This is a genomic window from Rhodopseudomonas sp. BR0G17 (assembly GCF_010907025.1).
GTDB classification, from domain to species: Bacteria; Pseudomonadota; Alphaproteobacteria; order Rhizobiales; family Xanthobacteraceae; genus Rhodopseudomonas; species Rhodopseudomonas palustris_H.
This window is the reverse complement of record NZ_QUML01000035.1, coordinates 22,505-44,232: the sequence shown is the minus strand read 5'-3', so window position 1 is coordinate 44,232 and position 21,728 is coordinate 22,505. Positions and strand designations below refer to the sequence as shown.

The window sequence follows — 21,728 nt, the reverse complement described above, 5'->3', positions numbered from 1 at the left end:
AACGGTCCGATCAGTTGGCGGCAGCGGTCGCTGGCTTGCGGGCGCCGGTCGGTTCGGCCTGATCGGCCGGTTCGGGCATCACCTCGATGCCGAGCTTGGACAGGCGCACCCGCAGCTCGACCGCGAGATATTTGGCGTATTCCGATAGCAAGAGCCGCAGCGTTCCGCCACTGGTCCACCACGGCTCGTCGCGCCACTTGTCGCCGATCACTGCGAACGGAATCAATTCGACGTCCGGCATGGCGTGGGACATTTCGGCGATCGCCCGCGGCATGTGGTAATTCGACGTCACCACGATCAGCGAGCGGAAGCCGCGTTCCTGCACCCAGCGCCGGGTTTCGGAGGCATTGCTGCGGGTGTCGACCGCCGAGCGGTCGAGATCGACGCAGCAAGTGAACCAGTCGCGGCTTTCCGGCACCGAGCGCGAGATGTCGCGGGCGCCGTTGGTGCGGTGGACGCCGGAGATCAGCAGCCGCTTACCGTAGCCGGCCGCCAGCAATTCGACCGCGTCCGACACCCGGGACGAACCGCCGGTCAACACCACGATGCCGTCGGCATTGTGCTGCGGCTGCCGTTCGGCGCCATGCAGCTGCGCCAAAAAGGCCACGAACCCGCCAGCCCCAACCAGGAAGCCGAGCGCCAGCACCGCCACGATGGTGGCGCGCAGCCGCCCGCCGCGTCCGGCCGGACGGCCGGGCGACGAAGACAGCTCACTGCGATCGGACGACGACGACATGGGACGTGCGATAGACCTCGTTTCACGAGCCTTGTGCACCGCTGGCGGCGGTTGCGGAAGCTGCCCGGACTCTAATGCGATTTCGGGCGAAAGGGAGTCCGCCGGATGGTTGAACGGCCGGAGCGGTGCGGCGGTAGCGCGCGGATCGATCGCCGGCTCATTCGATCGAGTTCAGCGTGCTGAACAGCGTACGGCGCGAGGCCAAGGCGGTGATGCCGGCGATCAGCACCGCCATGCCGGCCAGCGCCAGATAGCCGGTGGGGCGCAGCGAGAAGGTGCCGAGCAGCGCCGCGAACTGGTCGCCGACCGGCGTGCCGGAAAACCACGTCGCCACCGACTCCGAAAAGCCGAACACGAAGATCGCCGCGCCGCCGCCGATCAGCCCGCCCTGCAGGCCGAGCAGCAGGAAGTGGCGGAAGAAACGATTGGCGATGTAGCTGTCGCTGGCGCCGACGAAGTGCAGCACTTCGACGATCGGCCGATTGGCCGCCATCGCGCCGCGGGTGGCGAACGACACCGAGATCACGGTGGCGACGATGACGAGGCCGAGCACGCCGATGCCGGCGAATACGGTGGCGCCGGTCATCGACCGCATCCGCTCGATCCAGGCACGATGGTCGTCGACCGTCGCGCTGGGTGCGGCCTCGGTGACGCGGCGGCGCAATTCGGCCAGATCGAGCCCGCTGCCCGGGGCGGCACGCGCCACGATCACCCGCGGCACCGGCAGCTCGTCGAGCGACAGCCCGGTGCCGAGCCACGGCTCCAGCAGCTTGGCGGATTCGTCCTTGGTGAAGATCCGCACCTCGACCACGCCGGGCTGGCTGCGCACCACCTCGGCGACGCGGTCGGCGTCGCGGTCGAGATCGCGGCCGCGCAGCGAGCGCACCTGCACGGTCAGCTCGCTCGACACTTCGGACTGCCACTCCGCCGCCGAGGCGCTGATCAGCAGCACCACGCCGGTGGTCATCGAGGCCAGGAACGTCATGATCGCCACCACGGCGACCAGCGCACGGCCGGAGATCGAAGCGCGCGGCACGATCGGCGACGCATTGCGCGCCTTCGGCGGCACCTGCGGGCGTTCGTGCCCGAGGTCCACCATGACGTCGCGTTCGTCGGCTCTGCGCAACGGCCCCTGCCTATTCATAAACGTGCAGCCGGCCCTGGTGCAGCACCAGGCGGCGCGCTTCGTATTGGTCCATCAGATTGATGTCATGGGTCGCGATCACCACCGCGGTCCCGGTCTTGTTCAACTCCACGAACAGCCGCAGCAGCCGGCGCCCCAGCGTCGGGTCGACGTTGCCGGTCGGCTCGTCGGCGAGCAGCAGATGCGGCCGGCCGATCACCGCCCGGGCGATCGCGGCCCGCTGCTTCTCGCCGCCCGACAGCACCGGCGGCAGCGCGTCCATCCGGTCGCCGAGCCCGACCCACTTCAACAGGTCGATGACCTCTTTGCGATAGCTCGACTCGTCGCGCCCGGTGACCCGGAACGGCAGCGCCACGTTCTCATAGGTGGTCATGTGGTCGAGCAGGCGGAAGTCCTGCAGCACGATGCCGATGCGCTGGCGCAGCGCCGCGACTTCGTCCTTGCCGAGCAGCGACACGTCGTTGCCGAACAAATTGACCAGACCGCGGGTCGGCCGCAGCGACAGAAACAGCAGCCTGAGCAGCGAGGTCTTGCCCGCGCCGGACGGTCCGGTCAGGAACTGAAACGAGTGCGCCGGAATTGCAAAATTGAGGTCGCGGAGGATCTCCGGACCAAGCCCATAGCGCAGGCCGACATTTTCGAAGCGGACCACGTTCAGCTCCGATTTCGATCGGCGCGGGGAGAAAGGGCACGCCACGCCATCTGCCCGTGCCGCCGTTGTGAGGCGGTTATGGTTTCCGATTCGTTAACGGACGGCCGGTACGATCGGACGAACCTTATAGCCAGCGATTCGCCATGCATATCGTCTGCCCGCATTGTACGACATCCTATGCGATCGATCCGGCCAAACTGGGAGATGCCGGCCGGACGGTGCGTTGTTCCCGGTGCAAGGAAGTCTGGCTGGCTCGGCCCGAAGACGTGCAGAGCGACGTCCGTGTCGCCGCCATGACGGTCGAAGAACAGCAGCCGGCCACCGACGACCTCGCCAATGATCCCGGATGGGGCGTGGCCGAGGACGAGCAGGACACCCCGGTCGTCGAGAGCCCGCCAATTACCGCCGACCTGCCGGGTCAAAGCGACCAGGATCCTTTCACGCGCGCGCTGGCCAACGAGCCTGCGCCGGGCGACGAAGAGGAGCTGCCGCCGCGGCGCAAGCGCAAGCCCTCGTTCGGCACCAAGCGCCGGCCGCGCAGCATGAAGGAGCGGCTGGCGGAATTCCGCAAGGAGCCGCTGAAAGCCGCCAAGGGACTGTTCACCGCGCCGCTGGCGATCGCGGTGTTCGGTTCGGTAGCGCTCGGTCTGTTGATCTGGCGCGCCGATATCGTCCGGCTGATGCCGCAGACCGCGGCGTTCTATCGGATGATCGGCTTCGAGGTGAACCTGCGCGGGCTGGCGATCAAGGACGTGCGGATCAGCCGCGAGACGGTGGAGTCGAAGCCGGTGCTGGTGATCGAAGGCGTGATCATCGGCCAGGCCAAGAAGCCCGTCGACGTGCCGCGGCTGCGGTTCTCGGTGCGGGACGCCAAGGGCACCGAAATCTACGCCTGGAACGCGGTTCTCGAACAACAAGCGCTGCGGCCGGGCGAGATTGCCTGGTTCAGAACGCGCCTCGCCTCGCCGCCGGCGGAAGCGCGCGCGATCGACGTGCGCTTCTTCAACCGGCGCGACATTGCCGCCGGCGGGGCCTGAGGTCATGATCAGTGTAGTTGCACGCGGCCCGGCGCCGGCCGCGACGAGGGAATAACACGATGGCGCGCATCCTGATCGCCGACGACGAAGAATCGATGCGCCTGCTGGTCGCCCGCGCGATCGGCATGGACGGCCACGAAACCGTCACGGCCGAAGACGGCAGCGAAGCGCTGGAAATTCTCACCAGCCAGAACGGCAAGTTCGACCTGCTGCTGACCGACATCAAGATGCCGATCATGGACGGCATCGCGCTGGCGCTCGCCGCGGCGCGCGACTTCCCCGAGCTGACGATCCTGCTGATGACCGGCTTCGCCGATCAGCGCGAACGCGCCTCCGGCCTCGACGCCATCGTGCACGACGTCGTCACCAAGCCGTTCTCGGTGGCCGACATCCGCACTGCAGTGGCGGATGCGCTGACGGCGAAGAAGAGAAACTAATCACCAACGCCATCCCCGCTTCGCAGCGCGCCCCCTCTCCCGCTTGCGGGAGAGGGCTGGGGTGAGGGCGACGCGGGTAGTGAGTTAGAGCGCTTCATCGATTGATCGAAGCGGATTGGCCCTTGCCAAGCGTCCGAAGTCCTCATCCTGAGGAGCCCGGCAAAGCCGGGCGTCTCGAAGGATAAGGAGCCACATCGCCTGCGGCGCATGGTTCGAGACGGCGCTTCGCGCCTCCTCACCATGAGGCTCTGCAAGTTGCGACCGCTAGGAAGTGCGGTCCTGATTCTGTCGAAGCCAGAAATACTCTAGTTCCTCGCGGAGAGGAGTGCCCTCACCCGCCGCGCTACGCGCGTCGACCTCTCCCGCAAGCGGGAGAGGTTGCGCCGTGCTCGGGGTGGGCTGATCGCTTAGTAATCCTTCAGCAGCCGCTCGATGTAGTCGAGTTCGATCTGCGGGCGGCCGGAGTCGCCGAGGCGGCGGCGGAGTTCTTCGAGGATACGGCGGACACGCTGGACATCGATTTCGCCGGGGATCTTCACGGTGAGATCATCGCCGAGGTCGCGGCCGCGCAGCGGGCGGCCGAGTGGATCGGTTTGATTGGCGCCGCTCTGCTGCCGGCCGGGGCGGTTGCCCTGGCCATCGCCCTGACCGTCGCCGTCGCCCTGCTGCATCGCTTCGGCGAGCTTCTGCGCACCCTGGCGCAGCGCTTCCAAGGCGCGGCCTTGTGAGTCCACCGCGCCATCGGCATTGCCGTCGCCGAGCCGGCCTTCGGCGTCGCCCATCGCCGAGTCGGCCTGATCGAGACCACCCTCGCCTTGCTGGCCCTGCTGCCCTTGCTGACCCTGCTCGCCCTTGTCACCGCGCGGGCTCTGGCCGAGGCCGCGCTTGGCGAGCTCCTGCTGCAGCTTGCGCAGCCGGTCGTGCAGGTTCTGCTGATCCTGCTGCAGATCGCCAAGATTCTGCTCGCCGTCCTGACCGCGCATCCGGTCGCGGCGCTGATCCTGGCCCTGCTTGTAGGTCTTGTCGCGGAGCTGCTGCTGCTTGCGGATCATGTCGCCGAGCTCGTTGAGCGCCTGCTCCATGTCGCCGCTGTCGCCGCCCTGGCCGGGCTGCGCCATCTGCAGGTTCTCCAGCATCTGCGCGAGCTGATCGAGCAACTGCTTGGCGGCTTCCTTGTCGCCGGAGCGCGACAGCCGCTCCATCCGCTGGAGCATGTTCTCGAGATCCTGCTGCCGCATCACCTTGGTGTTGGGATCGAGCGGGCGGGCGAGCTGCTGCGGATTGTTGCGAAGCTGCTGGGCGAGCTGACGCATATAGGCGTCGAGCGCGGCGCGCAGCTTGTCGGTCAGCTGCTTGATCTCGTCGTCGGGCGCCCCGCGCTCCAGCGCGTCTTTCAGCGCGTCCTGTGCGGCACGCAGCGCCTTCTCGGCATCCGACGCATCGCCGTCTTCGATCAATACCGCCAGCGACCACAGATTGCTCACCACCTCGCGCAGCGCGTCGTCGGTGCGGGCGCGTTCGAGCTGATCCGCAATGGTGTAGAGCCCGAGATACTGGCCGGCATCCGGCGTGAATACTTCCGGCGCGATCAGCAGCGCATCGAGTGCGGCGTACACTTGGCTATTGGCATTGGCGTCGAGCGCCAGGATGCGGCGCTGCTCGATCAGCGCCCGCGCCAGCGGCTTGGTGAACAGCCGCTCCGGCAGCCGCATCGTGAACGGCTCGCTGTGGCCCTGGTTGCCGGCCTCGTCCTTGGCGGTGAGCGTCAGGGTGACCTCGGCGCCCGCATAGGGATCTTCGCTGAAGTCCTTCACGGTCTGACCGACGCCGGCGCGGGTGCGGGCATTGGGCAGCACCAGCTTGAACTGCGGCGCTTCGAACAGCGGCCGCGGCGCATCCGCGGGCTTCGTGCCCGGAGCCTTGGTCGGCGGGGCTGCGGCGAACTGCGCCTCGGCCTCGGTCACCCCGTAATCGTCTTCGAGCTTGTAGGACAGCTGCAGCGAACCGCGCGCCTGGCGCTGCGGCTCCTTGGCGAGCGCGATCGCCGGCGGCTTGTCTGGAGTGGCGGTGAAGCTCCACGGCGCTTCGCTCGACGGCGCCCGGACCCGCGCGGTGCCGTCGCCGGTGATGCGGAAATGCCGTTCGCTGGTGCCCTTGGGAGCTTCGCTGTCCGGCTTGACCTCGACCACGCCGCCACCGACCGCGATGTCGAGATCGCCGCCGCTGGAGCGCACCAGCAGGGTCGAGCCGACCGGCACCGGCAGCGGGCCGCTGCCCGGGGTGCCAAGGTCCTTGTTGGAGGCGGCGGTGAGAATGATCGGCGGCTTGTTGGTATAGACCGGCGGCGTCACCCAGGCATCGACCCGGACGGTCGAGGGCGCCATCGCGCCCTTCCAGTCGAACGCCGCCATCACCCGCGGGGTGCGCTCCTCGCCGGCGGCGAAGAAGGTCGCGACCAGCAGGATCACCACCAGGGCGCGGAGGCCCCAAGGATCGTGGATCGGCAGCCGCGGCGACGGCAGGCCGGGCTTGAGGCCGCGGATCGTCGCCAGGGTGCGGTCGCGCTGCGCCTGCCACAGCGCGCGCGCCACCGGATCGCCGGACGCCAGCGTGTCGCCAAGCGCCGTCGCCGGGCGGTGCTTCAGGCCGGTATTGCGGTCGAGCCGCGCTAGCGCCTCGTCGCGGCTCGGCCAACGGAACCTGATGGCAGGGATCAGCGCGCCGAGCGCCAGGGCAGCGAGCAGCACCAAGCCGGCGATGCGAGCCGAGAACGGCAGCACTAGCCACAATCCGGCCCAGGACAGCGCCAGGAACAGGCCGACGACGCTCATCAGCCGCGCCAGATGCGGCCACGCGCGCTCCCAGGCAATCGCCAGCGTGGCGCGCCCGATCGCCTTGTCCAGGTGCAGCCGCGCGACCGCCTCTTCATCGTGCGGGGCCTGCGACGGATCGGGAATGCTGCCGCTCAACCATCTCTCCGGGTTGCTGCTCACACGAGCGTAGCACAACGGCGGCAATGAGGCACCGCCCTGCGCCACCACTGCGCGCATCACACAGCGACACGAACGCGTGACGGCACAGCCGGTGCCCCGTAGTGTTTCGGCGAACTTCCCACCAGAGGACGCGCAATGGACAAGACGACGCACGACAAGGGGCTGGAGATCCGCAAGGCGGTGCTGGGCGAGGCCTATGTCGAGAACGCGCTGAAGAATGCCGACGACTTCAACAAGCCGTTCCAGGAACTCGTCACCGAGTATTGCTGGGGCGCGATCTGGGGACGCGACGGGCTGCCGAAGAAGACCCGCAGCATGCTCAACTTGGCGATGATCGCGATCCTTAACCGGCCGCACGAGCTGCGCGCGCACATCAAGGGCGCGCTGACCAACGGCGTCACCAAGGACGAGATCCGCGAGATCTTCATGCAGGTCGCCTGCTACGCCGGCATCCCGGCCGGCGTCGACAGTTTCCGGATCGCCCGCGAAGTGTTCGCAGAGATCGACAAGGGCTGAGGCGACAATTGGTACCAGTCAACCGGCGCGGCGGTTCCGATCGCCGCGTTAAGGTTGAGCGGTTAGGTTAAAAAACACTTCAAATTGCTCGGAATTGCCGGATCGCTACGGTCGGCCGTCGCGCGCGTGGCAGTGAAGCCGCATGTTCACCGCTGCGGATTTTAAGCGCGATCGGGACCGCCAGTTATTTTTGTACGCCGCGTCTGGCGGTCCCACCCCTTTGTTTCAGGAGAGAGACCGGGTCACAGCCAGGGCGCCGCTTTGTCCATCGCGATCAGTTGCTCGACCTCGATGCGCGGACGCACCACCGCGACCTGATCGTCCTTCACCAGCACTTCGGGCACCAGCGCACGGGTGTTGTAAGTACACGCCTGGACAGCGCCATACGCACCCGACGTCATGATCGCGATCAGATCGCCGGCCTTCAGCTCGGGCAGCTTGCGGTCGAGCGCGAGGTAATCGCCGGTCTCGCACACCGGGCCGACGACGTCGGCCACCATCATCTTGGCACTGGGCGCCGGCTCCGCCACCGGCAGGATCTCGTGATACGCCTCGTACAGCGTCGGCCGGATCAGATCGTTCATCGCCGCATCGATGATCACGAAGGTCTTGCCGTCGCCGTGCTTCACGTAGATCACCTTGGCGACCAGGATGCCGGCATTGCCGACGATCATCCGCCCCGGTTCGAACAGCAGCGTGCAGCCGAGATTGTGGGTGACGCGCTTGACCATCTCCGCATAGGCGAACGGCTCCGGCGGTGCGTCACGATCCTCGTAGTACGGGATGCCGAGGCCGCCGCCGAAATCGACGTGGCTGACGGTGTGACCATCGCCGCGCAGCACGTGAATGAATTCGGCGACGATGCGGAACGCCGCTTCCATCGGCGCCAAGTCGATGATCTGGCTGCCGATATGGACGTCGACGCCGGTGACCTGGATGCCCGGCAGCTTGGCGGCGCGGGCATAGACATCGCGGGCGTGGCGGATCGGAATTCCGAACTTGTTCTCGGACTTGCCGGTCGAGATCTTGGCGTGGGTGCCGGAATCGACGTCGGGATTGACCCGCAGCGATATCCGCGCGGTGCGGCCGGTCTCGACCGCGAGCCGCGACAGCAATTCGAGCTCGGGCTCGGATTCGACGTTGAGGCACTTGATGTCGTGGGCGAGCGCGGCGCGCAGCTCAGTCTCGGTCTTGCCGACGCCGGAGAACACGATCTTGCTCGGCGGAATCCCGGCCGCCAGCGCGCGCTGCAATTCGCCGCCCGACACCACGTCGGCGCCGGCGCCGAGCTTGGCCAGGGTGCGCAGCACCGACTGGTTGGAATTGGCCTTCATGGCGTAGCACACCAGCGCATCGGTGCCGGCGAAGGCCTCGGTGAACACCCGGTAGTGCCGCTCCAGCGTGGCGGTCGAATAGCAGTAGAACGGCGTACCGACGTCCTGCGCGATCGAGGCAAGGCTGACGCCTTCGGCGTGCAGCACGCCGTTGCGATAGTCAAAATGACGCATCTTGGCGCTTAGTCCAGCAGCGGATCGAGAATGATGCTTCGCTTCCGCCCCTTGGCGGCGGAGGGCGGGGCGTTGGTGCCGTAGGACGAGTCGAACACGTCGCCCTTGGCCTCCGGTTTGGTCGCCGGCGCCGCCGACGGCGTGTCGGCAGCCCCCGGCGGCAGATCGAGGCCGGCTTTACGGCCGCAGCCCGCCAGCGCCAGCGTCGCCGCCACAATCACCAGAAGCGCCCATCGCGATGGGTTGGTCACGCGATTCACGTCGAATATCCCCAATTGGCGCGGCACCATACCGAGATTGCGCCGCGCTGGCGAGCCCCCGAAACCGCCGGACGGCGGCCGCCCTCAGCGCGTTTTGCTATCCTTGGCGAGCCGCTTGAGCCAGGCCTTGGCCTGACTGCGAACGTTCTTCGGCGCGGTGCCGCCGTACGAGGTGCGGCTCTTCACCGAGGATTCGACGCTGAGCACCGCCAGCACGTCCTTGGTGATGCGCTTTTCGACCGACTGCATCTCGGCGAGCGGCAGTTCGTGCAGCGCCACGCCCTTCTTGGCGGCGAGCCCGACGATCCGGCCGGTGACGTGATGCGCCTCGCGGAACGGCATCTTCAGCGTCCGCACCAGCCAGTCGGCCAGGTCGGTGGCGGTGGCGTAGCCCTCGCCCGCCGCCGCCTTCATCCGCTCCGGCTCCGGCTCGAGGTCGCGAACCATGCCGGTGATCGCGCGGATCGCCAGCGACAGCGCCGCGAAGCCTTCCATCGCGCCCTGTTTGTCTTCCTGCATGTCCTTTTGATAGGCGAGCGGCAGGCCCTTCATCACGATCAACAGGCCGTTCAGCGCGCCGATCACCCGACCGGTCTTGGCGCGGACCAGCTCGGCCGCGTCGGGATTGCGCTTCTGCGGCATGATCGACGAGCCGGTGGTGAACTTGTCCGACAGCCGGATCAGGCCGACCAGCGGCGAGGTCCAGATCACGATCTCTTCGGCGAAGCGCGACAGATGCACGGCGCAGATCGACGCCGCCGACAGCGTCTCCAGCACGAAATCGCGGTCCGACACCGCATCCAGCGAGTTCGCCATCGGCCGGTCGAAACCGAGCTTGGCGGCGGTGGCGTGGCGGTCGATCGGGAACGAGGTGCCGGCCAGCGCCGCAGCGCCGAGCGGGCTTTCATTGAGCCGCTTGCGGGCATCCTGGAACCGGCCGCGATCGCGCGCCACCATCTCGACATAGGCCATCAGATGATGGCCGAAGGTCACCGGCTGCGCGGTCTGCAGATGGGTGAAGCCGGGCATCACCGTCTCGGCCTGCTCGAGCGCGCGTTCGGCGAGCGCCAGCTGCAACGCCGCCAGCGCCGCGTCGGTCTCGTCCAGCACGTCGCGGACGTACAGCCGGAAATCGGTCGCGACCTGATCGTTGCGCGAGCGCGCGGTGTGCAGGCGCCCGGCGGCGGGGCCGATCAGTTCGGCCAGCCGACTCTCGACATTCATATGGATGTCTTCGAGCGCACGCTTGAACGTGAATTTGCCGGCGGCGATCTCTGACAGAATCGTGTCTAGACCCTTGCCGATATTTTTCGCATCGTTCGCGGTGATGATGCCCTGAGCGGCCAGCATGGCTGCATGCGCCTTGGACGCCGTGATGTCCTGGGCGTAGAGATGGCGATCGACGTCGATCGAGACGTTGATCTCTTCCATGATCGCGTCGGGGCGATCGGTGAATCGGCCGCCCCACATCTTGTTGCTCATCTGTTGCCGCTCACGATCATGCTCGCGTCCCAATCACATCTCATCATCGGCTGCCGCCCGCGAACCTGCGCGGCCTGCCGTCTTCTGATTGTTCGATGACCGAATCCCAGCCGAATCCCGTCCCGCCGCGCCGTGCCGGCCGCCTGACCATCCTGTTGGCCACGATGGCCGTGCTCGTCGTCGCCGGCGCCGCCGGGATATACGGGATTGGCGGGCTGCAGCGCAATGCAGGTGGCGATCCCGTGTGCCGGCCGGCGGTGGCGCTGGCACAGCAGCTCAAGCCGCTGGTGCGCGGCGAAGTCGCGGCGCTGACGCCCGCAGCGGCGCCGCTGCGGCTGCCGGACCTGACGTTCACCGACGATGCCGGCCAGGCCAAGAAGCTGTCGGACTTCCGCGGCCGGACCGTGCTGGTCAACCTGTGGGCGACCTGGTGCGTGCCGTGCCGCAAGGAGATGCCGGCGCTCGACAACCTGCAGGCCAAGCTCGGCAGCTCGGATTTCGAAGTGGTGGCGATCAACATCGACACCCGCGATCCGGCCAAGCCGAAGAAATTCCTCGACGACGAGAAGCTGACGCATTTGTCGGTGTTCACCGACGCCTCCGCCAAGGTGTTTCAGGATCTGAAAGCGGTCGGCCGTGCGCTCGGGATGCCGACCTCGGTGCTGATCGACCGCGAGGGCTGCGAGGTCGCCACCATCAATGGCCCGGCCGAGTGGGACAGCAACGACGCCACCACGCTGATCAAGGCCGCCCTGAAGCCGGCGACGGCGGGCAGCAAGTAACTGACAGCCACCAGCGGTCATTCCGGGGCGGGAGCAGCGAAGCTGCGCCCGAACCCGGAATCCAGAGGTTGTTGCAAAAAGAGCTTCCGGATTCGCGCCTGACGGCGCCCCGGAATGACTGCTCAATGGCAATGACTGCTTAAAGAGCTCGGATTACGCGCTGATATTCAGGTTGCCGCCGACGCCGGGGCCGACATTGGCGAGCGAGGGCGAGCCGCCCTGCCCGATGCCGAGCAGCGTCTGCACCGTTTCACGCTCGGTGCGGGCGGCTGACGCTTGAATCGTCGTCGAGATCTGCATCTGCGTGCTGCTGGCCTGCATGGCGAGCGCCGCGCTGATCATGCTCATGTCCATCGCTGCAGTCTGGCAGCAAACCGTTAACAATCCGAAGCGCGGCGGCGCGCATTCGATGAAATTGCATCGAGCGCGCCGCGGCCTGCACGGCTGCGATCAGGCCGTGGGGCCGGCCCCGTCGCTCAGGTGGACCGCGAAGCCTTCGGCACCGGGCGCGCCCAGCTCCGGCCGCAGCTCCATGGTCGGGATCAGGTAGTCGCCGCCATTCTGGCGCCGGTACGGAATCGGCGGCGTCTCGGCCAGCGTGCGCATCCGCTGCCGCAACCGCTCGGCCGCGGCTTCGAACCCGGCCGAATCGAGCCGGCCGGCCTGATACAGCACGTAGGGCGGCAGCACCTCGCAGCCCGGATAGAACAGAATGCCGTGATGGATCGGAAACAGCAGGTCGTCGATCGGCCCGTTGATGCCGCGCGGGCCGTAATGCTGCTCCCAGCCGCCGGTGGTGACGATCAGCATCGCGCGCTTGCCGGCCAGAACGCCCTCGCCGTAGCGATTGCCCCAGCGCTTGTCGCTGTGCTCGCCGACCCCATAGGCGAACCCGCAGGCGAACACCCGCTCGACCCAGCCTTTCAGGATTGCCGGCATGGTGAACCACCACAGCGGGAATTGCAGGATCACGGCGTCGGCCCACAGCAGCTTGTCGATCTCGTCGCGGACGTCCTGGGTCAGCTCTCCGGCGTCGAACGCCGCCTTCGACGCAACGGTCGGCAGCAGCCGCTCGCCGGGCGCCAATGTTGGGAAATCTTCTCGGTCGACCGCCGGCTTCCAGCCCTGGGCATAGAGATCGGAGACCTGCACCTCGTGGCCGAGGCGTTGCAGCTCCGCGACCGCGACGTCGCGCAGCGCTCCGTTCAACGAGCGCGGTTCGGGGTGGGCGAATACCAGAAGGACTTTCACGGCCAGGCTCCCTGCAGTGATGATCAAGACCCTGCAGGTACCCCCGCGGCGACTATTCCAGTAGCCGTGGAGTATCGATATGATTATTCCGAAAAATGGATAGATCAGCCGTCACGATTGAGCGCATCCGCACCTTCGTTCGCATTGCCGAGCGGGGCAGCCTGTCGGCGGTCGCCCGCGACCTCAATGTCGGCCAATCCACCGTCACCCGGCAGTTGCAGGAACTCGAGGCCGCGGTCGGCGCCCCGCTGCTGAGCCGCACCACCCGCCGGGTGACGCTGACCGAGGAAGGCAGCCGCTATTACGCGCGCTGCCTTCAGATCCTGCGTCTGCTCGACCAGGCCAGCGACGAAGCGCTTGGCGCGTCGGGGGCGCCCGCCGGCAGCATCCGGATCTCCTGCACGGCCTCGTTCGGCGTGCTGCATGCCAGCCGGCTGATCTTCGCGTTCCAGGATCGCTATCCGGAGATCGGGATCGACTTCGGCCTCACCGATCATCGGGTCGATCTGGTGCGCGAAGGCGTCGACCTGGCGATCCGGCTGGCTCCGCTCGCCGACAGTTCACTGAAGCTGCGCACGCTCGGCCACAGCCATCGCCTGCTGGTGGCGTCGCCGAACTATCTGGACGCGCACGGCAGGCCGACATCGCCGCATGAGCTGTCGCGCCATCAAGGGGTGCGCATGGTGAATGTCGCCGGCAGCGACATGCTGATCTTGCAGGGGCCGGATCAGGAGACTCACCGGGTGCCGTTCGGCGGCCGGCTCAGGGTCGACCATGGGCTCGCGGCGCGCGAAGCGCTGATCGCAGGGCGCGGCATTGCGGCGTCGCACCGCTGGCTGGTCGACGACCTACTCGCCGCCGGCCGCCTTGAAGTCATCCTGCCGGAGTATCGGCTGCCGCCGGTGCCGCTCAATCTGTTGATCGTGCCGGAGCGCACCGGCATCGCCCGCGTGCGGCTGCTGATCGACTTCCTGGCCGAGCAGATCCGGAGCGTGCCGGGGATCGAATGAGCGATGCCCCTGATAGTTCGCCATGCCCGGGCGTATCCCGGGCATTCACGCCTTGCTGACGGAAACGCGGGAAAAGGCGTGGATGGTCGGGACGAGCCCGGCCATGACGGAAGTAACTACGATGCCGCTATCGCAACGCTCAGCGGGTCGGGACCGGCTTGTCGCCGCGGTAATCGTAGAAACCGCGCTGGGTCTTGCGGCCGAGCCAGCCGGCTTCGACGTACTTCACCAGCAGCGGGCACGGCCGATACTTGGAATCGGCGAGGCCCTCGTGCAGCACCTGCATGATCGACAGACAGGTGTCGAGGCCGATGAAGTCGGCCAGTTCCAGCGGACCCATCGGATGATGCGCGCCGAGCTTCATCGCCATGTCGATGGCTTCGACGTTGCCGACGCCTTCGTACAGCGTGTAGATCGCCTCGTTGATCATCGGCAGCAGGATGCGGTTGACGATGAACGCCGGGAAATCCTCGGACACGGCGATCTGCTTGCCGAGCTTGGTGACGAACGCCTTCGCGGTCTCGAAGGTGGCGTCGTCGGTGGCGATGCCGCGGATCAGCTCGACCAGCTCCATCACCGGCACCGGATTCATGAAGTGAATGCCGATGAAGCGCTCCGGCCGATCGGTCGAGGCGGCCAGACGGGTGATCGAGATCGACGAGGTGTTGGAAGCGACGATCGCCTCCGGCTTCAGCACCGCGCACAGCTCGTTGAAGATCTTGCGCTTGGTCTCTTCCTTCTCGACCGCGGTCTCGATCACGAGGTCGCAGTCGGACAGCCCATCCAGCTTCTCCGTCGCGGTGATCCGCGCCAGGGCCTGCTTGCGGGCGTCTTCGGTGATGAGCTTCTTGGCGATCTGGCGCGACAGGTTGCCGTTGATGGTGGCCATCGCCGATTTCAGCCGGTCGGCGGAGACATCGTTCAGGATCACGTCGAACCCGCCGAGAGCGGCCACGTGGGCGATCCCGTTGCCCATCTGCCCCGCGCCGATTACGCCGACTTTTTTGATTGTTGCCGCCATCTCTCATCTCGTTCGGAGCACAGCCGCGTCGCGCGGCCGGTGCATCTTCGCACATTCCCGCGCCGCTGTCCGTGGTTCGGCGCCCGGACAGTTAGCCGGTGAACGCTTAAAGCTTCTGCAACGAACCCGGCCCCAGGGCCGGGTTCGTCCGCCGCGAAGGCGTTTACTTGCCGAGCTTGCCGAGCTCTTCGGTCAGCTCCGGAACCGCCTGGTAGAGGTCGGCGACCAGGCCGTAGTCGGCGACCTGGAAGATCGGCGCGTCTTCGTCCTTGTTGATCGCGACGATCACCTTGGAGTCCTTCATGCCGGCGAGATGCTGGATCGCGCCCGAGATGCCGACCGCGATGTAAAGCTCCGGCGCCACAACCTTGCCGGTCTGACCGACCTGCCAGTCGTTCGGCGCGTAGCCGGCATCGACCGCGGCGCGCGAGGCGCCGACACCGGCGCCGAGCTTGTCGGCGAGCGGCTCGATGTACTTGGTGAAGTTCTCGCGGCTCTGCATCGCGCGGCCACCCGACACGATGATCTTGGCCGACGACAGTTCCGGACGATCGCTCTTGGCGACTTCCTCGCCGACGAAGCTCGACAGGCCCGGATCGGCCGCCGCCGCGACGGTCTCGATCGCCGCGCTGCCACCCTCACCCGTCGCCTGGAAGGTCGAGGTGCGGACGGTGATGACCTTCTTGGCGTCCTTCGACTTCACGGTCTGGATCGCGTTGCCGGCGTAGATCGGACGCTCGAAGGTGTCGGGCGCGACAACCTTGATGATCTCCGACACCTGCATCACGTCGAGCAGAGCGGCGACGCGTGGCATCACGTTCTTGAACCGCGAGGTCGCCGGGGCGACGATCGCGTCGTAGCTGCCGGCGAGCGAGACGATCAGCGCGGCCAGCGGCTCGGCGAGATCGTGCTCATAGGCGGGCGCTTCGGCGAGCAGCACCTTGGCGGCGCCCTGCAGCTTGGCAGCCGCATCGGCCACGGCCTTGCAGCCCTGGCCGGCAACGAGGATGTGGACCTCGCCGCCGAGCGCGGCCGCGGCGGTCATCGCCTTGTTGGTGGCGTCCTTGAGGTGTGCGTTGTCGTGTTCGGCAATCAGCAGCGTGGCCATCAGAGTACACCCGCTTCGTTCTTGAGCTTCGAAACCAGTTCGGCGACGTCCTTGACCTTGACGCCGGCCTTGCGGCCACCCGGCTCGACGGTCTTCAGAACTTCCAGGCGCGGCGAAACGTCGACGCCGTAGTCGGCCGCGGTCTTCTCCGCGATCGGCTTCTTCTTGGCCTTCATGATGTTCGGCAGCGAGGCGTAGCGCGGCTCGTTCAGCCGCAGATCGGTGGTGACGATCGCCGGGCCCTTGAGCTTGACGGTCTGCGAGCCACCGTCGACTTCACGTGCGACGGTGAAGTCGGAGCCGTCGACGTCGAGCTTGGAGGCGAAGGTCGCCTGCGCCCAGCCGAGCAGCGCGGCCAGCATCTGGCCGGTCTGGTTGCTGTCGTCGTCGATCGCCTGCTTGCCGAGAATGATCAGTCCCGGCTTCTCTTCGTCGGCAACGCCCTTGAGGATCTTGGCGACCGCCAGCGGTTCGACGACGCCGTCGGCCTTGACCAGGATGCCGCGGTCCGCGCCCATGGCAAGGCCGGTGCGAAGGGTTTCCGACGCCTGCGCCGGTCCGATCGAGACCACGACGACTTCGGTCGCCTTGCCGGCCTCTTTGAGGCGCAGCGCTTCTTCGACGGCGATCTCGTCGAACGGATTCATCGACATCTTGACGTTGGCGAGTTCAACGCCCGACCCGTCGCTCTTGACGCGGATCTTGACGTTGTAGTCGACCACGCGCTTGACCGGCACCAGAACCTTCATCGATCCTCTTTCGTGTTGCGGTGGGTAATTGTTTGTTGTGGCGGCGGAACCTAAAGCCCCTCCTAACCGCGGTCAACGCGGCAAAGCCAAAAACCGCCTTGTTCCCTAGCGGTTCTGGCCCGGCACCCAGAGCACGTCGCGGGCGCCACCGTCGTTCACCGTGCGGGCGGCGACAAACAGAAAGTCGGACAACCGGTTGACGTACTGGACGGCCGCCGGGGTGATTTTCTCATTCGGCCGGGCCGAGAGTTCCACCATGGCCCGTTCCGCACGGCGGCATATTGTCCGGGCCACATGCAGGTAAGCGGCTGCCGGCTTGCCGCCCGGCAGCACGAAAGATGTGAGCGGCGCCAAGCCTTCGTTGAGCTGATCGATATCGCGCTCCAGGCGTTCGACCTGGCTCGACAACACCCGCAGCCGTTCGGCCTTACCTTCCCGTTCCGGAACCGCCAAGTCGGCGCCGAGATCGAACAGATCGTTCTGAATACGCCCGATCATGGCGTCGAGTTCCGGCAGCTCCGACAAATGCAGCCGCACCACGCCGAGCGCCGCATTGGTCTCATCCACCGTGCCGTATGCCGCGATCCGCGGATCGGACTTCGGCCGCCGCTCACCGGAGCCGAGGGCGGTGGTGCCGTCGTCACCGGTGCGGGTGTAGATTCGATTGAGAACGACCATCGCGCGGGGATCCTGCTGCGGGAAACCAAGTGATCCGGGAGTTGGAGGGCAGCTAACGGCCCATCGCCCAGATCGCAAGCATGGTGATGACGATGGCGACGAATTGCAGCAAGACCCGCCAGCGCATGAGGGTCTGCGATCGGTTCGGTGAACCGCCCCGCATCATGTTGATCAGACCGAGCATGAGCACCAAGGCCACGGCGCAGAGCGCGACCGGCAGGGCGATTGAACTCAGGAAGGATGCCATCTAGGTTTCATAACACCGCTACTGATCGCGCGCTATCCCTGCCGCATGGTCGGGCGCAACGATCCCGGGTGGAGGCGGTTAGTATCGAATGCTAAGGTTCTGCCATCCCGCCGGCCGCAACTCGTGACAAGGTGACCCGTGAGGCAGATCCGCTACGCCTATGCGGTCGCAGTCGATGCGCTCTATACGTTCCTGGCCGACGACGGATGGGCGATCGCCAGCCATATCGCGCTGTCGACCCTGATGGCGCTGTTTCCCTTCCTGATCGTGCTCACCTCGCTGGCCGGCTTTGTCGGCTCGCGCGAACTCGCCGACCGCGCCGCCGAGCTGCTGCTCGACGTCTGGCCTGCGCAGGTCGCCAGCACGCTGTCGGGCGAGATCCACGACGTGCTGACCACTACCCGCGGCGGGGTGCTGACCATCGGCCTCTTGCTGGCGCTGTACTTCGCCTCCAACGGCGTCGAGAGCCTGCGGGTCGGGCTCAACCGGGCCTATGCGGTGATCGAGCCACGGCCGTGGTATCTGCTGCGGCTGGAGTCGATCGGCTACACCCTGGTGGCGGCTTTTACCGCACTGGCGATGGGGTTTCTGATCGTGCTCGGCCCGCTGATCCTCGCCACCGCCCGGCACTACGTGCCGCTGCTGGTGCACAATAACGAGCCGCTGCTGACGATCGGCCGCTATGGCATTGCGATCACGGCGCTGACGGTGGCGCTGTTCCTGCTGCACGCCTATCTGCCGGCGGGGCGGCGGTCGTTCCGGCAGATCCTGCCCGGGATCGTCTTCACCATCGCGGCCTCGCTGATCTCGGGCATCACCTTCGGCATGTATCTGGCGCGGTTCGCCAACAACTACGTGTCGATGTATGCGGGGCTGGCCTCGGTCATCATCGCGCTGGTGTTTTTGTATTTCATCGCCGCGATTTTCGTTTACGGCGGCGAACTCAATGCCGCGATCATCAAGTCGCGGCTGCCCGAGGGGATGACGCTGCAAGAAGCGCAGTTGCGAGCGCCCGGGGCGAAACCGGCTTGAGCAGGAACGCATCGGCGCCGGCCTGACGGGCCGCGGCTTCGTCCTGGTCGCGTCCCGACACGCCGATGATCGGCACCGCGCGCAGCGGCGGTGGCAGCGCCCTGATCAGCCGGATCGCCTCGACGCCGCTGATGCCCGGCAGCACCATATCCATCAGCACCGCATCGAACTCGGCTTTCGCCAGCCGCTCCGGAACCGCCTCGCCGCTGCCGACGAATTCGCAGCAATGACCGAGCTCGGTGAGGATGGCGTTCAGCACCACGCGCCCGAACGGATTGTCCTCGACGCTGAGGATGCGCAGCCGCCCGCCGCCGGTGGCGCGGATCGCGCCGTCCGGCGTCGCCATCTGCGGCGGCTTGGCCCGCTCCAGCGTCACCATCAGGGTGAAGACCGTGCCGCCGCGCGGCCGCTGCGCCACCGTGACGTCGCCGCCGAGGGCCCGGGCAATTTGCCGCACCGACGACAGACCGAGGCCGGCGCCGCCGAACCGCGACGCGATGCTGACATTGGCCTGCGAGAACGGGCGAAACAGCCGCTTGATCTCGGTGAGCGACAGCCCGATGCCGCTGTCGGACACTGCGAACGACACCTGCGCCTTGCCGCGGCCGGCGGCTGCGGCGGTGACCTTCAGCGCCACGTCGCCGTGCTCGGTGAATTTCACCGCGTTGTCGATCAGGTTTTCCAGCGCGGCGCGCAGCCGGACCGCGTCGCCGATCGCAAAGCCCGGCAGCCGCTGCGAAATCGTCACCGTGGCGCGCAGCCCCTTGGCGGCGGCGCGGCCCGACAACGAGTCCCCGGCATGGCGGGCGAGCGCCCGCAGATCGAAGAACTCCGACCGCAGCCCGAGCCCGGTGGTGCCGAGCCGGGCGGCGTCGACGAACAGCGTGGCGAGACCGGACAGATGCTCGGCGCCGGCCTTGATGGTGTCGACCCAGCGTCGCTCGCGCTCGTTGAGATCGGAGGTCGCCAGCAATTCGCTGACGGCCAGAATACCGGTGAGCGGGGTGCGGACCTCGTGCGCGAAGGTCGCCAGCACGGTCTCGATCATGCCGGACGAGGCGGGCTTCTTGCGACGGACGCGTTTCGGCGGCGTCCGCTTGACCTGCGTCCGCCCGCTGCGCAACGCGCGCGATTTCACCGCCATGAGTCCCCCGAGCCGTCCCGGCTACAATGCCACGCTCGCCGCTGTGGAGTCACGCCGCGCGTGTGCGCCGGGATCGATGCAGGCGGCATCAGGCGGCGTTCAGATGGGCGCCGCAAGCCCGACCAAGGTTCGGATCTCGGCCGGCGTGACACCAGCGGCGCGCAGCTCGCGCAGGCCGGTCGACCCGGTGGATTTCGACAGCTTGCGGCCCTCGGCATCACGCAGCAGCGCATGGTGCCGATACACCGGCGCCGGCAGGCCGAGCAGATGCTGCAGCAGCCGGTGCACCGAGGTCGACCAGAACAAATCGGCGCCGCGCACCACCTCGGTGATGCCTTGCAGCGCGTCGTCGATCACCACCGACAGGTGATAGCTGGTCGGCGTTTCCTTGCGCGCGATGATGACGTCGCCCCACGCCTCCGGCCGCGCCGCGATGGTGCCGGTTTCGCCGTCCGGTCCTTCGCCAAGGTCCTGCCAGCTCAGTTCGCCGGCCAACGCGATCGCAGCCGACATGTCCAGCCGCAGCGCGTACGGCACGCCGGCGGCAATCAGCTCGTCGCGTTGCGCGGGCGAAAGCTGCTTGCCGTTCCCCGGATACAGCGGCGCGCCGTCGGGATCGCGCGGCCAGGGCGAGGCCGCTTCCTGATCGGCGACCAGCCGGGCGATCTCGGCGCGGGTTTCGAACGCCGGATAGATCAGCCCCATGGCGGAGAGTTGCGTCACCGCGTCGCGGTACAGGGCGAGATGATCCGATTGCCGCCGCACCTCGCCGTCCCAGCCGATGCCGAGCCAGGACAGGTCCTGATAGATCGCCTGCTCGAATTCCGGCCGGCAACGGGTGCGGTCGATGTCCTCGATCCGCAGCAACAGCCGGCCGCCGCTCGCCCGCGCCAGATCGGCATTCAGCAACGCCGAAAAAGCGTGGCCGAGATGCAGGTAGCCGTTCGGGCTCGGGGCAAATCGGAAAACGGGTGGCGGCATTGAACCCCTGACGTCATTGCCGGACTTGATCCGGTAATCCATCGGATGACACTCTTTTACGATAGCGGATGGATGCGCGGGTCAAGCCCGCGCATGACGCCGGAAAGCCGAACCACCTGATGACCATCCATCTCGACAGCCAGGCCGACCTCGAGGACGCCATCACCGCGCTGGTGAAGCGGGACCCGCGGCTCAAGCCCGTGCTTCAGGTTGCGGGCATGCCGGCGCTGCGCCGTCGCGAGCCGGGCTTTGCCGGCCTTGCCGCGATCGTCTGCGGCCAGCAGCTTTCGACCGCGTCGGCCGCGGCGATCTGGGGCCGGGTCTCGGCGGCGTTCGAGCCGTTCGAGCACGGCGCGATCAAGCGGGCGCGGGCCGACCGGCTGGCGCGGCTCGGTCTTTCAACCGCGAAGATCAAGACGCTGAAAGCGCTCGCCAAGGAGCTCGCCGCCGAACGGCTCAATCTCGATGTGCTGGCCGAAGAAGACGCCGACGCCGCCCACGCCACGCTGACGGCGTTGCACGGCATCGGGCCGTGGACCGCCGACATCTATCTGTTGTTCTGCCTCGGCCACGGCGACGCCTGGCCGGCCGGCGATCTCGCGGTGCAGGAAGCGATGCGGATCGGCCTCAGCCTGAAAGCGCGCCCGACCGTGAAACAGATGGCGCCGCTCGCCGAACCCTGGCGCCCGCTGCGCGGCGCCGCCGCGCATCTGTGGTGGGCCTATTACCACGCCGTGAAGCGGCGCGAGGGCGTGATCGGCGACGACAAGGCCGCGAAAGTGGCGGCGAAGAAAGCCCCGGCAAAGACGTCTCGCGCTCGGAAGTCCCCGTCACGCTGAAAGCGTTCCGTCATTGCGAGGAGCGAAGCGACGAAGCAATCCAGGGGTTGGGTGCACGGAGCCCCTGGATTGCTTCGCCTTCGGCTCGCAATGACGTTGAGGGTCTTCCTGCCAGGAGCGG

General features: G+C 67.1%; 23 protein-coding genes. 7 read left to right on the top strand and 16 right to left on the bottom strand.

Features of this window, described 5'->3' with window-relative positions; genetic code table 11:
- Positions 1–10: 10 nt before the first annotated feature.
- From DY467_RS21365 to ftsE, 3 genes are all read right to left on the bottom strand, one after another.
- The gene (locus tag DY467_RS21365) at positions 11–736 is read right to left on the bottom strand and encodes a YdcF family protein (RefSeq protein ID WP_107346267.1); all 726 of its coding nucleotides are present in this window, start codon (positions 734–736) and stop codon (positions 11–13) included.
- Positions 737–893: 157 nt separating this feature from the next.
- Positions 894–1,880, bottom strand: a complete 987-nt coding sequence (locus tag DY467_RS21360; protein WP_164638793.1) for a cell division protein FtsX — start codon at positions 1,878–1,880, stop codon at positions 894–896.
- Positions 1,873–2,532, bottom strand: a complete 660-nt coding sequence (gene ftsE, locus DY467_RS21355) for a cell division ATP-binding protein FtsE (protein WP_011160268.1) — start codon at positions 2,530–2,532, stop codon at positions 1,873–1,875. The genes DY467_RS21360 and ftsE overlap by 8 nt, the downstream gene beginning before the upstream one ends.
- Before the next feature lie 143 nt (positions 2,533–2,675).
- On the opposite strand from ftsE, the gene DY467_RS21350 reads away from it, so the two are divergent.
- Positions 2,676–3,569 carry an MJ0042-type zinc finger domain-containing protein gene (locus tag DY467_RS21350; protein WP_164638792.1) on the top strand — a complete coding sequence of 298 codons (894 nt, stop codon included), beginning with the start codon at positions 2,676–2,678 and terminating at the stop codon, positions 3,567–3,569.
- Positions 3,570–3,628: 59 nt separating this feature from the next.
- The gene (locus tag DY467_RS21345) at positions 3,629–4,006 is read left to right on the top strand and encodes a response regulator (RefSeq protein ID WP_164638790.1); all 378 of its coding nucleotides are present in this window, start codon (positions 3,629–3,631) and stop codon (positions 4,004–4,006) included.
- Positions 4,007–4,413: 407 nt separating this feature from the next.
- Here the strand turns inward: DY467_RS21345 and DY467_RS21340 are convergent, their stop codons facing one another.
- Positions 4,414–6,975, bottom strand: a complete 2,562-nt coding sequence (locus DY467_RS21340; protein WP_164638788.1) for a TIGR02302 family protein — start codon at positions 6,973–6,975, stop codon at positions 4,414–4,416.
- Positions 6,976–7,134: 159 nt separating this feature from the next.
- Here DY467_RS21340 and DY467_RS21335 point away from each other — a divergent pair, with 159 nt between their 5' ends.
- The gene (locus DY467_RS21335) at positions 7,135–7,515 is read left to right on the top strand and encodes a carboxymuconolactone decarboxylase family protein (RefSeq protein WP_107346272.1); all 381 of its coding nucleotides are present in this window, start codon (positions 7,135–7,137) and stop codon (positions 7,513–7,515) included.
- Between the two features lie 242 nt (positions 7,516–7,757).
- Here the strand turns inward: DY467_RS21335 and lysA are convergent, their stop codons facing one another.
- From lysA to argH, 3 genes are read right to left on the bottom strand one after another with little or no spacing between them, the layout of a single operon-like run.
- Entirely contained in the window at positions 7,758–9,023 is a 1,266-nt protein-coding gene (lysA, locus tag DY467_RS21330) for a diaminopimelate decarboxylase (protein ID WP_164638786.1), read from the bottom strand.
- A gap of 8 nt (positions 9,024–9,031) precedes the next feature.
- Positions 9,032–9,313 carry an LPS translocon maturation chaperone LptM gene (gene lptM / locus DY467_RS21325; protein ID WP_107357198.1) on the bottom strand — a complete coding sequence of 94 codons (282 nt, stop codon included), beginning with the start codon at positions 9,311–9,313 and terminating at the stop codon, positions 9,032–9,034.
- 54 nt (positions 9,314–9,367) lie between these two features.
- Positions 9,368–10,765 (bottom strand): argininosuccinate lyase, encoded by a 1,398-nt coding sequence (argH, locus tag DY467_RS21320; RefSeq protein ID WP_164638784.1) that lies wholly within the window; start codon positions 10,763–10,765, stop codon positions 9,368–9,370.
- Between the two features lie 95 nt (positions 10,766–10,860).
- Here argH and tlpA point away from each other — a divergent pair, with 95 nt between their 5' ends.
- Positions 10,861–11,547 (top strand): thiol:disulfide interchange protein TlpA, encoded by a 687-nt coding sequence (gene tlpA, locus DY467_RS21315; RefSeq protein ID WP_107346276.1) that lies wholly within the window; start codon positions 10,861–10,863, stop codon positions 11,545–11,547.
- A gap of 153 nt (positions 11,548–11,700) precedes the next feature.
- On the opposite strand, the gene DY467_RS21310 is transcribed toward tlpA, so the two are convergent.
- Together DY467_RS21310 and DY467_RS21305 are read right to left on the bottom strand one after the other, a co-directional pair.
- Positions 11,701–11,889: a hypothetical protein gene (locus tag DY467_RS21310; protein WP_012497859.1), complete on the bottom strand. Its 189-nt coding sequence runs from the start codon at positions 11,887–11,889 to the stop codon at positions 11,701–11,703.
- Between the two features lie 108 nt (positions 11,890–11,997).
- Positions 11,998–12,798: an NAD(P)H-dependent oxidoreductase gene (locus DY467_RS21305; RefSeq protein ID WP_164638782.1), complete on the bottom strand. Its 801-nt coding sequence runs from the start codon at positions 12,796–12,798 to the stop codon at positions 11,998–12,000.
- Between the two features lie 95 nt (positions 12,799–12,893).
- On the opposite strand from DY467_RS21305, the gene DY467_RS21300 reads away from it, so the two are divergent.
- Entirely contained in the window at positions 12,894–13,808 is a 915-nt protein-coding gene (locus tag DY467_RS21300) for a LysR family transcriptional regulator (protein WP_164638780.1), read from the top strand.
- Positions 13,809–13,947: 139 nt separating this feature from the next.
- On the opposite strand, the gene DY467_RS21295 is transcribed toward DY467_RS21300, so the two are convergent.
- From DY467_RS21295 to DY467_RS21275, 5 genes are all read right to left on the bottom strand, one after another.
- Positions 13,948–14,829, bottom strand: a complete 882-nt coding sequence (locus DY467_RS21295; protein WP_164638778.1) for a 3-hydroxybutyryl-CoA dehydrogenase — start codon at positions 14,827–14,829, stop codon at positions 13,948–13,950.
- A 163-nt stretch (positions 14,830–14,992) separates the two neighbouring features.
- Positions 14,993–15,937, bottom strand: a complete 945-nt coding sequence (locus tag DY467_RS21290; protein ID WP_107346280.1) for an electron transfer flavoprotein subunit alpha/FixB family protein — start codon at positions 15,935–15,937, stop codon at positions 14,993–14,995.
- Positions 15,937–16,686, bottom strand: coding sequence for an electron transfer flavoprotein subunit beta/FixA family protein (locus tag DY467_RS21285; RefSeq protein WP_107346281.1), 750 nt, complete (start codon positions 16,684–16,686; stop codon positions 15,937–15,939). Before DY467_RS21285 ends, DY467_RS21290 begins: the two co-directional genes overlap by 1 nt.
- 105 nt (positions 16,687–16,791) lie before the next feature.
- The gene (locus DY467_RS21280; RefSeq protein WP_107357204.1) at positions 16,792–17,364 is read right to left on the bottom strand and encodes a cob(I)yrinic acid a,c-diamide adenosyltransferase; all 573 of its coding nucleotides are present in this window, start codon (positions 17,362–17,364) and stop codon (positions 16,792–16,794) included.
- 52 nt (positions 17,365–17,416) lie between these two features.
- A complete protein-coding gene (locus DY467_RS21275; protein WP_107357205.1) occupies positions 17,417–17,611 on the bottom strand; it encodes a twin transmembrane helix small protein in 195 nt (64 codons plus the stop codon).
- Between the two features lie 138 nt (positions 17,612–17,749).
- Between DY467_RS21275 and DY467_RS21270 the strand changes: the two genes are divergently transcribed.
- The gene (locus tag DY467_RS21270) at positions 17,750–18,643 is read left to right on the top strand and encodes a YihY/virulence factor BrkB family protein (RefSeq protein WP_107346284.1); all 894 of its coding nucleotides are present in this window, start codon (positions 17,750–17,752) and stop codon (positions 18,641–18,643) included.
- Here the strand turns inward: DY467_RS21270 and DY467_RS21265 are convergent.
- Together DY467_RS21265 and gluQRS are read right to left on the bottom strand one after the other, a co-directional pair.
- Positions 18,570–19,787 (bottom strand): ATP-binding protein, encoded by a 1,218-nt coding sequence (locus DY467_RS21265; RefSeq protein ID WP_164638776.1) that lies wholly within the window; start codon positions 19,785–19,787, stop codon positions 18,570–18,572. The genes DY467_RS21270 and DY467_RS21265 overlap by 74 nt on opposite strands.
- Positions 19,788–19,886: 99 nt before the next feature.
- Positions 19,887–20,768 (bottom strand): tRNA glutamyl-Q(34) synthetase GluQRS, encoded by an 882-nt coding sequence (gene gluQRS, locus DY467_RS21260; protein WP_164638774.1) that lies wholly within the window; start codon positions 20,766–20,768, stop codon positions 19,887–19,889.
- 68 nt (positions 20,769–20,836) lie between these two features.
- On the opposite strand from gluQRS, the gene DY467_RS21255 reads away from it, so the two are divergent.
- Positions 20,837–21,607 carry a DNA-3-methyladenine glycosylase family protein gene (locus DY467_RS21255; RefSeq protein ID WP_164638772.1) on the top strand — a complete coding sequence of 257 codons (771 nt, stop codon included), beginning with the start codon at positions 20,837–20,839 and terminating at the stop codon, positions 21,605–21,607.
- Positions 21,608–21,728 lie beyond the last annotated feature (121 nt).

Coding starts and splice junctions, on each gene's coding strand:
- DY467_RS21365 (WP_107346267.1), bottom strand. CDS start 736: ATGTCGTCGTCGTCCGATCGCAGTGAGCTGTCTTCGTCGCCCGGCCGT.
- DY467_RS21360 (WP_164638793.1), bottom strand. CDS start 1,880: ATGAATAGGCAGGGGCCGTTGCGCAGAGCCGACGAACGCGACGTCATG.
- DY467_RS21350 (WP_164638792.1), top strand. CDS start 2,676: ATGCATATCGTCTGCCCGCATTGTACGACATCCTATGCGATCGATCCG.
- DY467_RS21345 (WP_164638790.1), top strand. CDS start 3,629: ATGGCGCGCATCCTGATCGCCGACGACGAAGAATCGATGCGCCTGCTG.
- DY467_RS21335 (WP_107346272.1), top strand. CDS start 7,135: ATGGACAAGACGACGCACGACAAGGGGCTGGAGATCCGCAAGGCGGTG.
- lysA (WP_164638786.1), bottom strand. CDS start 9,023: ATGCGTCATTTTGACTATCGCAACGGCGTGCTGCACGCCGAAGGCGTC.
- lptM (WP_107357198.1), bottom strand. CDS start 9,313: ATGGTGCCGCGCCAATTGGGGATATTCGACGTGAATCGCGTGACCAAC.
- argH (WP_164638784.1), bottom strand. CDS start 10,765: ATGAGCAACAAGATGTGGGGCGGCCGATTCACCGATCGCCCCGACGCG.
- tlpA (WP_107346276.1), top strand. CDS start 10,861: ATGACCGAATCCCAGCCGAATCCCGTCCCGCCGCGCCGTGCCGGCCGC.
- DY467_RS21310 (WP_012497859.1), bottom strand. CDS start 11,889: ATGATCAGCGCGGCGCTCGCCATGCAGGCCAGCAGCACGCAGATGCAG.
- DY467_RS21300 (WP_164638780.1), top strand. CDS start 12,894: ATGGATAGATCAGCCGTCACGATTGAGCGCATCCGCACCTTCGTTCGC.
- DY467_RS21295 (WP_164638778.1), bottom strand. CDS start 14,829: ATGGCGGCAACAATCAAAAAAGTCGGCGTAATCGGCGCGGGGCAGATG.
- DY467_RS21290 (WP_107346280.1), bottom strand. CDS start 15,937: ATGGCCACGCTGCTGATTGCCGAACACGACAACGCACACCTCAAGGAC.
- DY467_RS21285 (WP_107346281.1), bottom strand. CDS start 16,686: ATGAAGGTTCTGGTGCCGGTCAAGCGCGTGGTCGACTACAACGTCAAG.
- DY467_RS21280 (WP_107357204.1), bottom strand. CDS start 17,364: ATGGTCGTTCTCAATCGAATCTACACCCGCACCGGTGACGACGGCACC.
- DY467_RS21275 (WP_107357205.1), bottom strand. CDS start 17,611: ATGGCATCCTTCCTGAGTTCAATCGCCCTGCCGGTCGCGCTCTGCGCC.
- DY467_RS21265 (WP_164638776.1), bottom strand. CDS start 19,787: ATGGCGGTGAAATCGCGCGCGTTGCGCAGCGGGCGGACGCAGGTCAAG.
- gluQRS (WP_164638774.1), bottom strand. CDS start 20,768: ATGCCGCCACCCGTTTTCCGATTTGCCCCGAGCCCGAACGGCTACCTG.
- DY467_RS21255 (WP_164638772.1), top strand. CDS start 20,837: ATGGATGCGCGGGTCAAGCCCGCGCATGACGCCGGAAAGCCGAACCAC.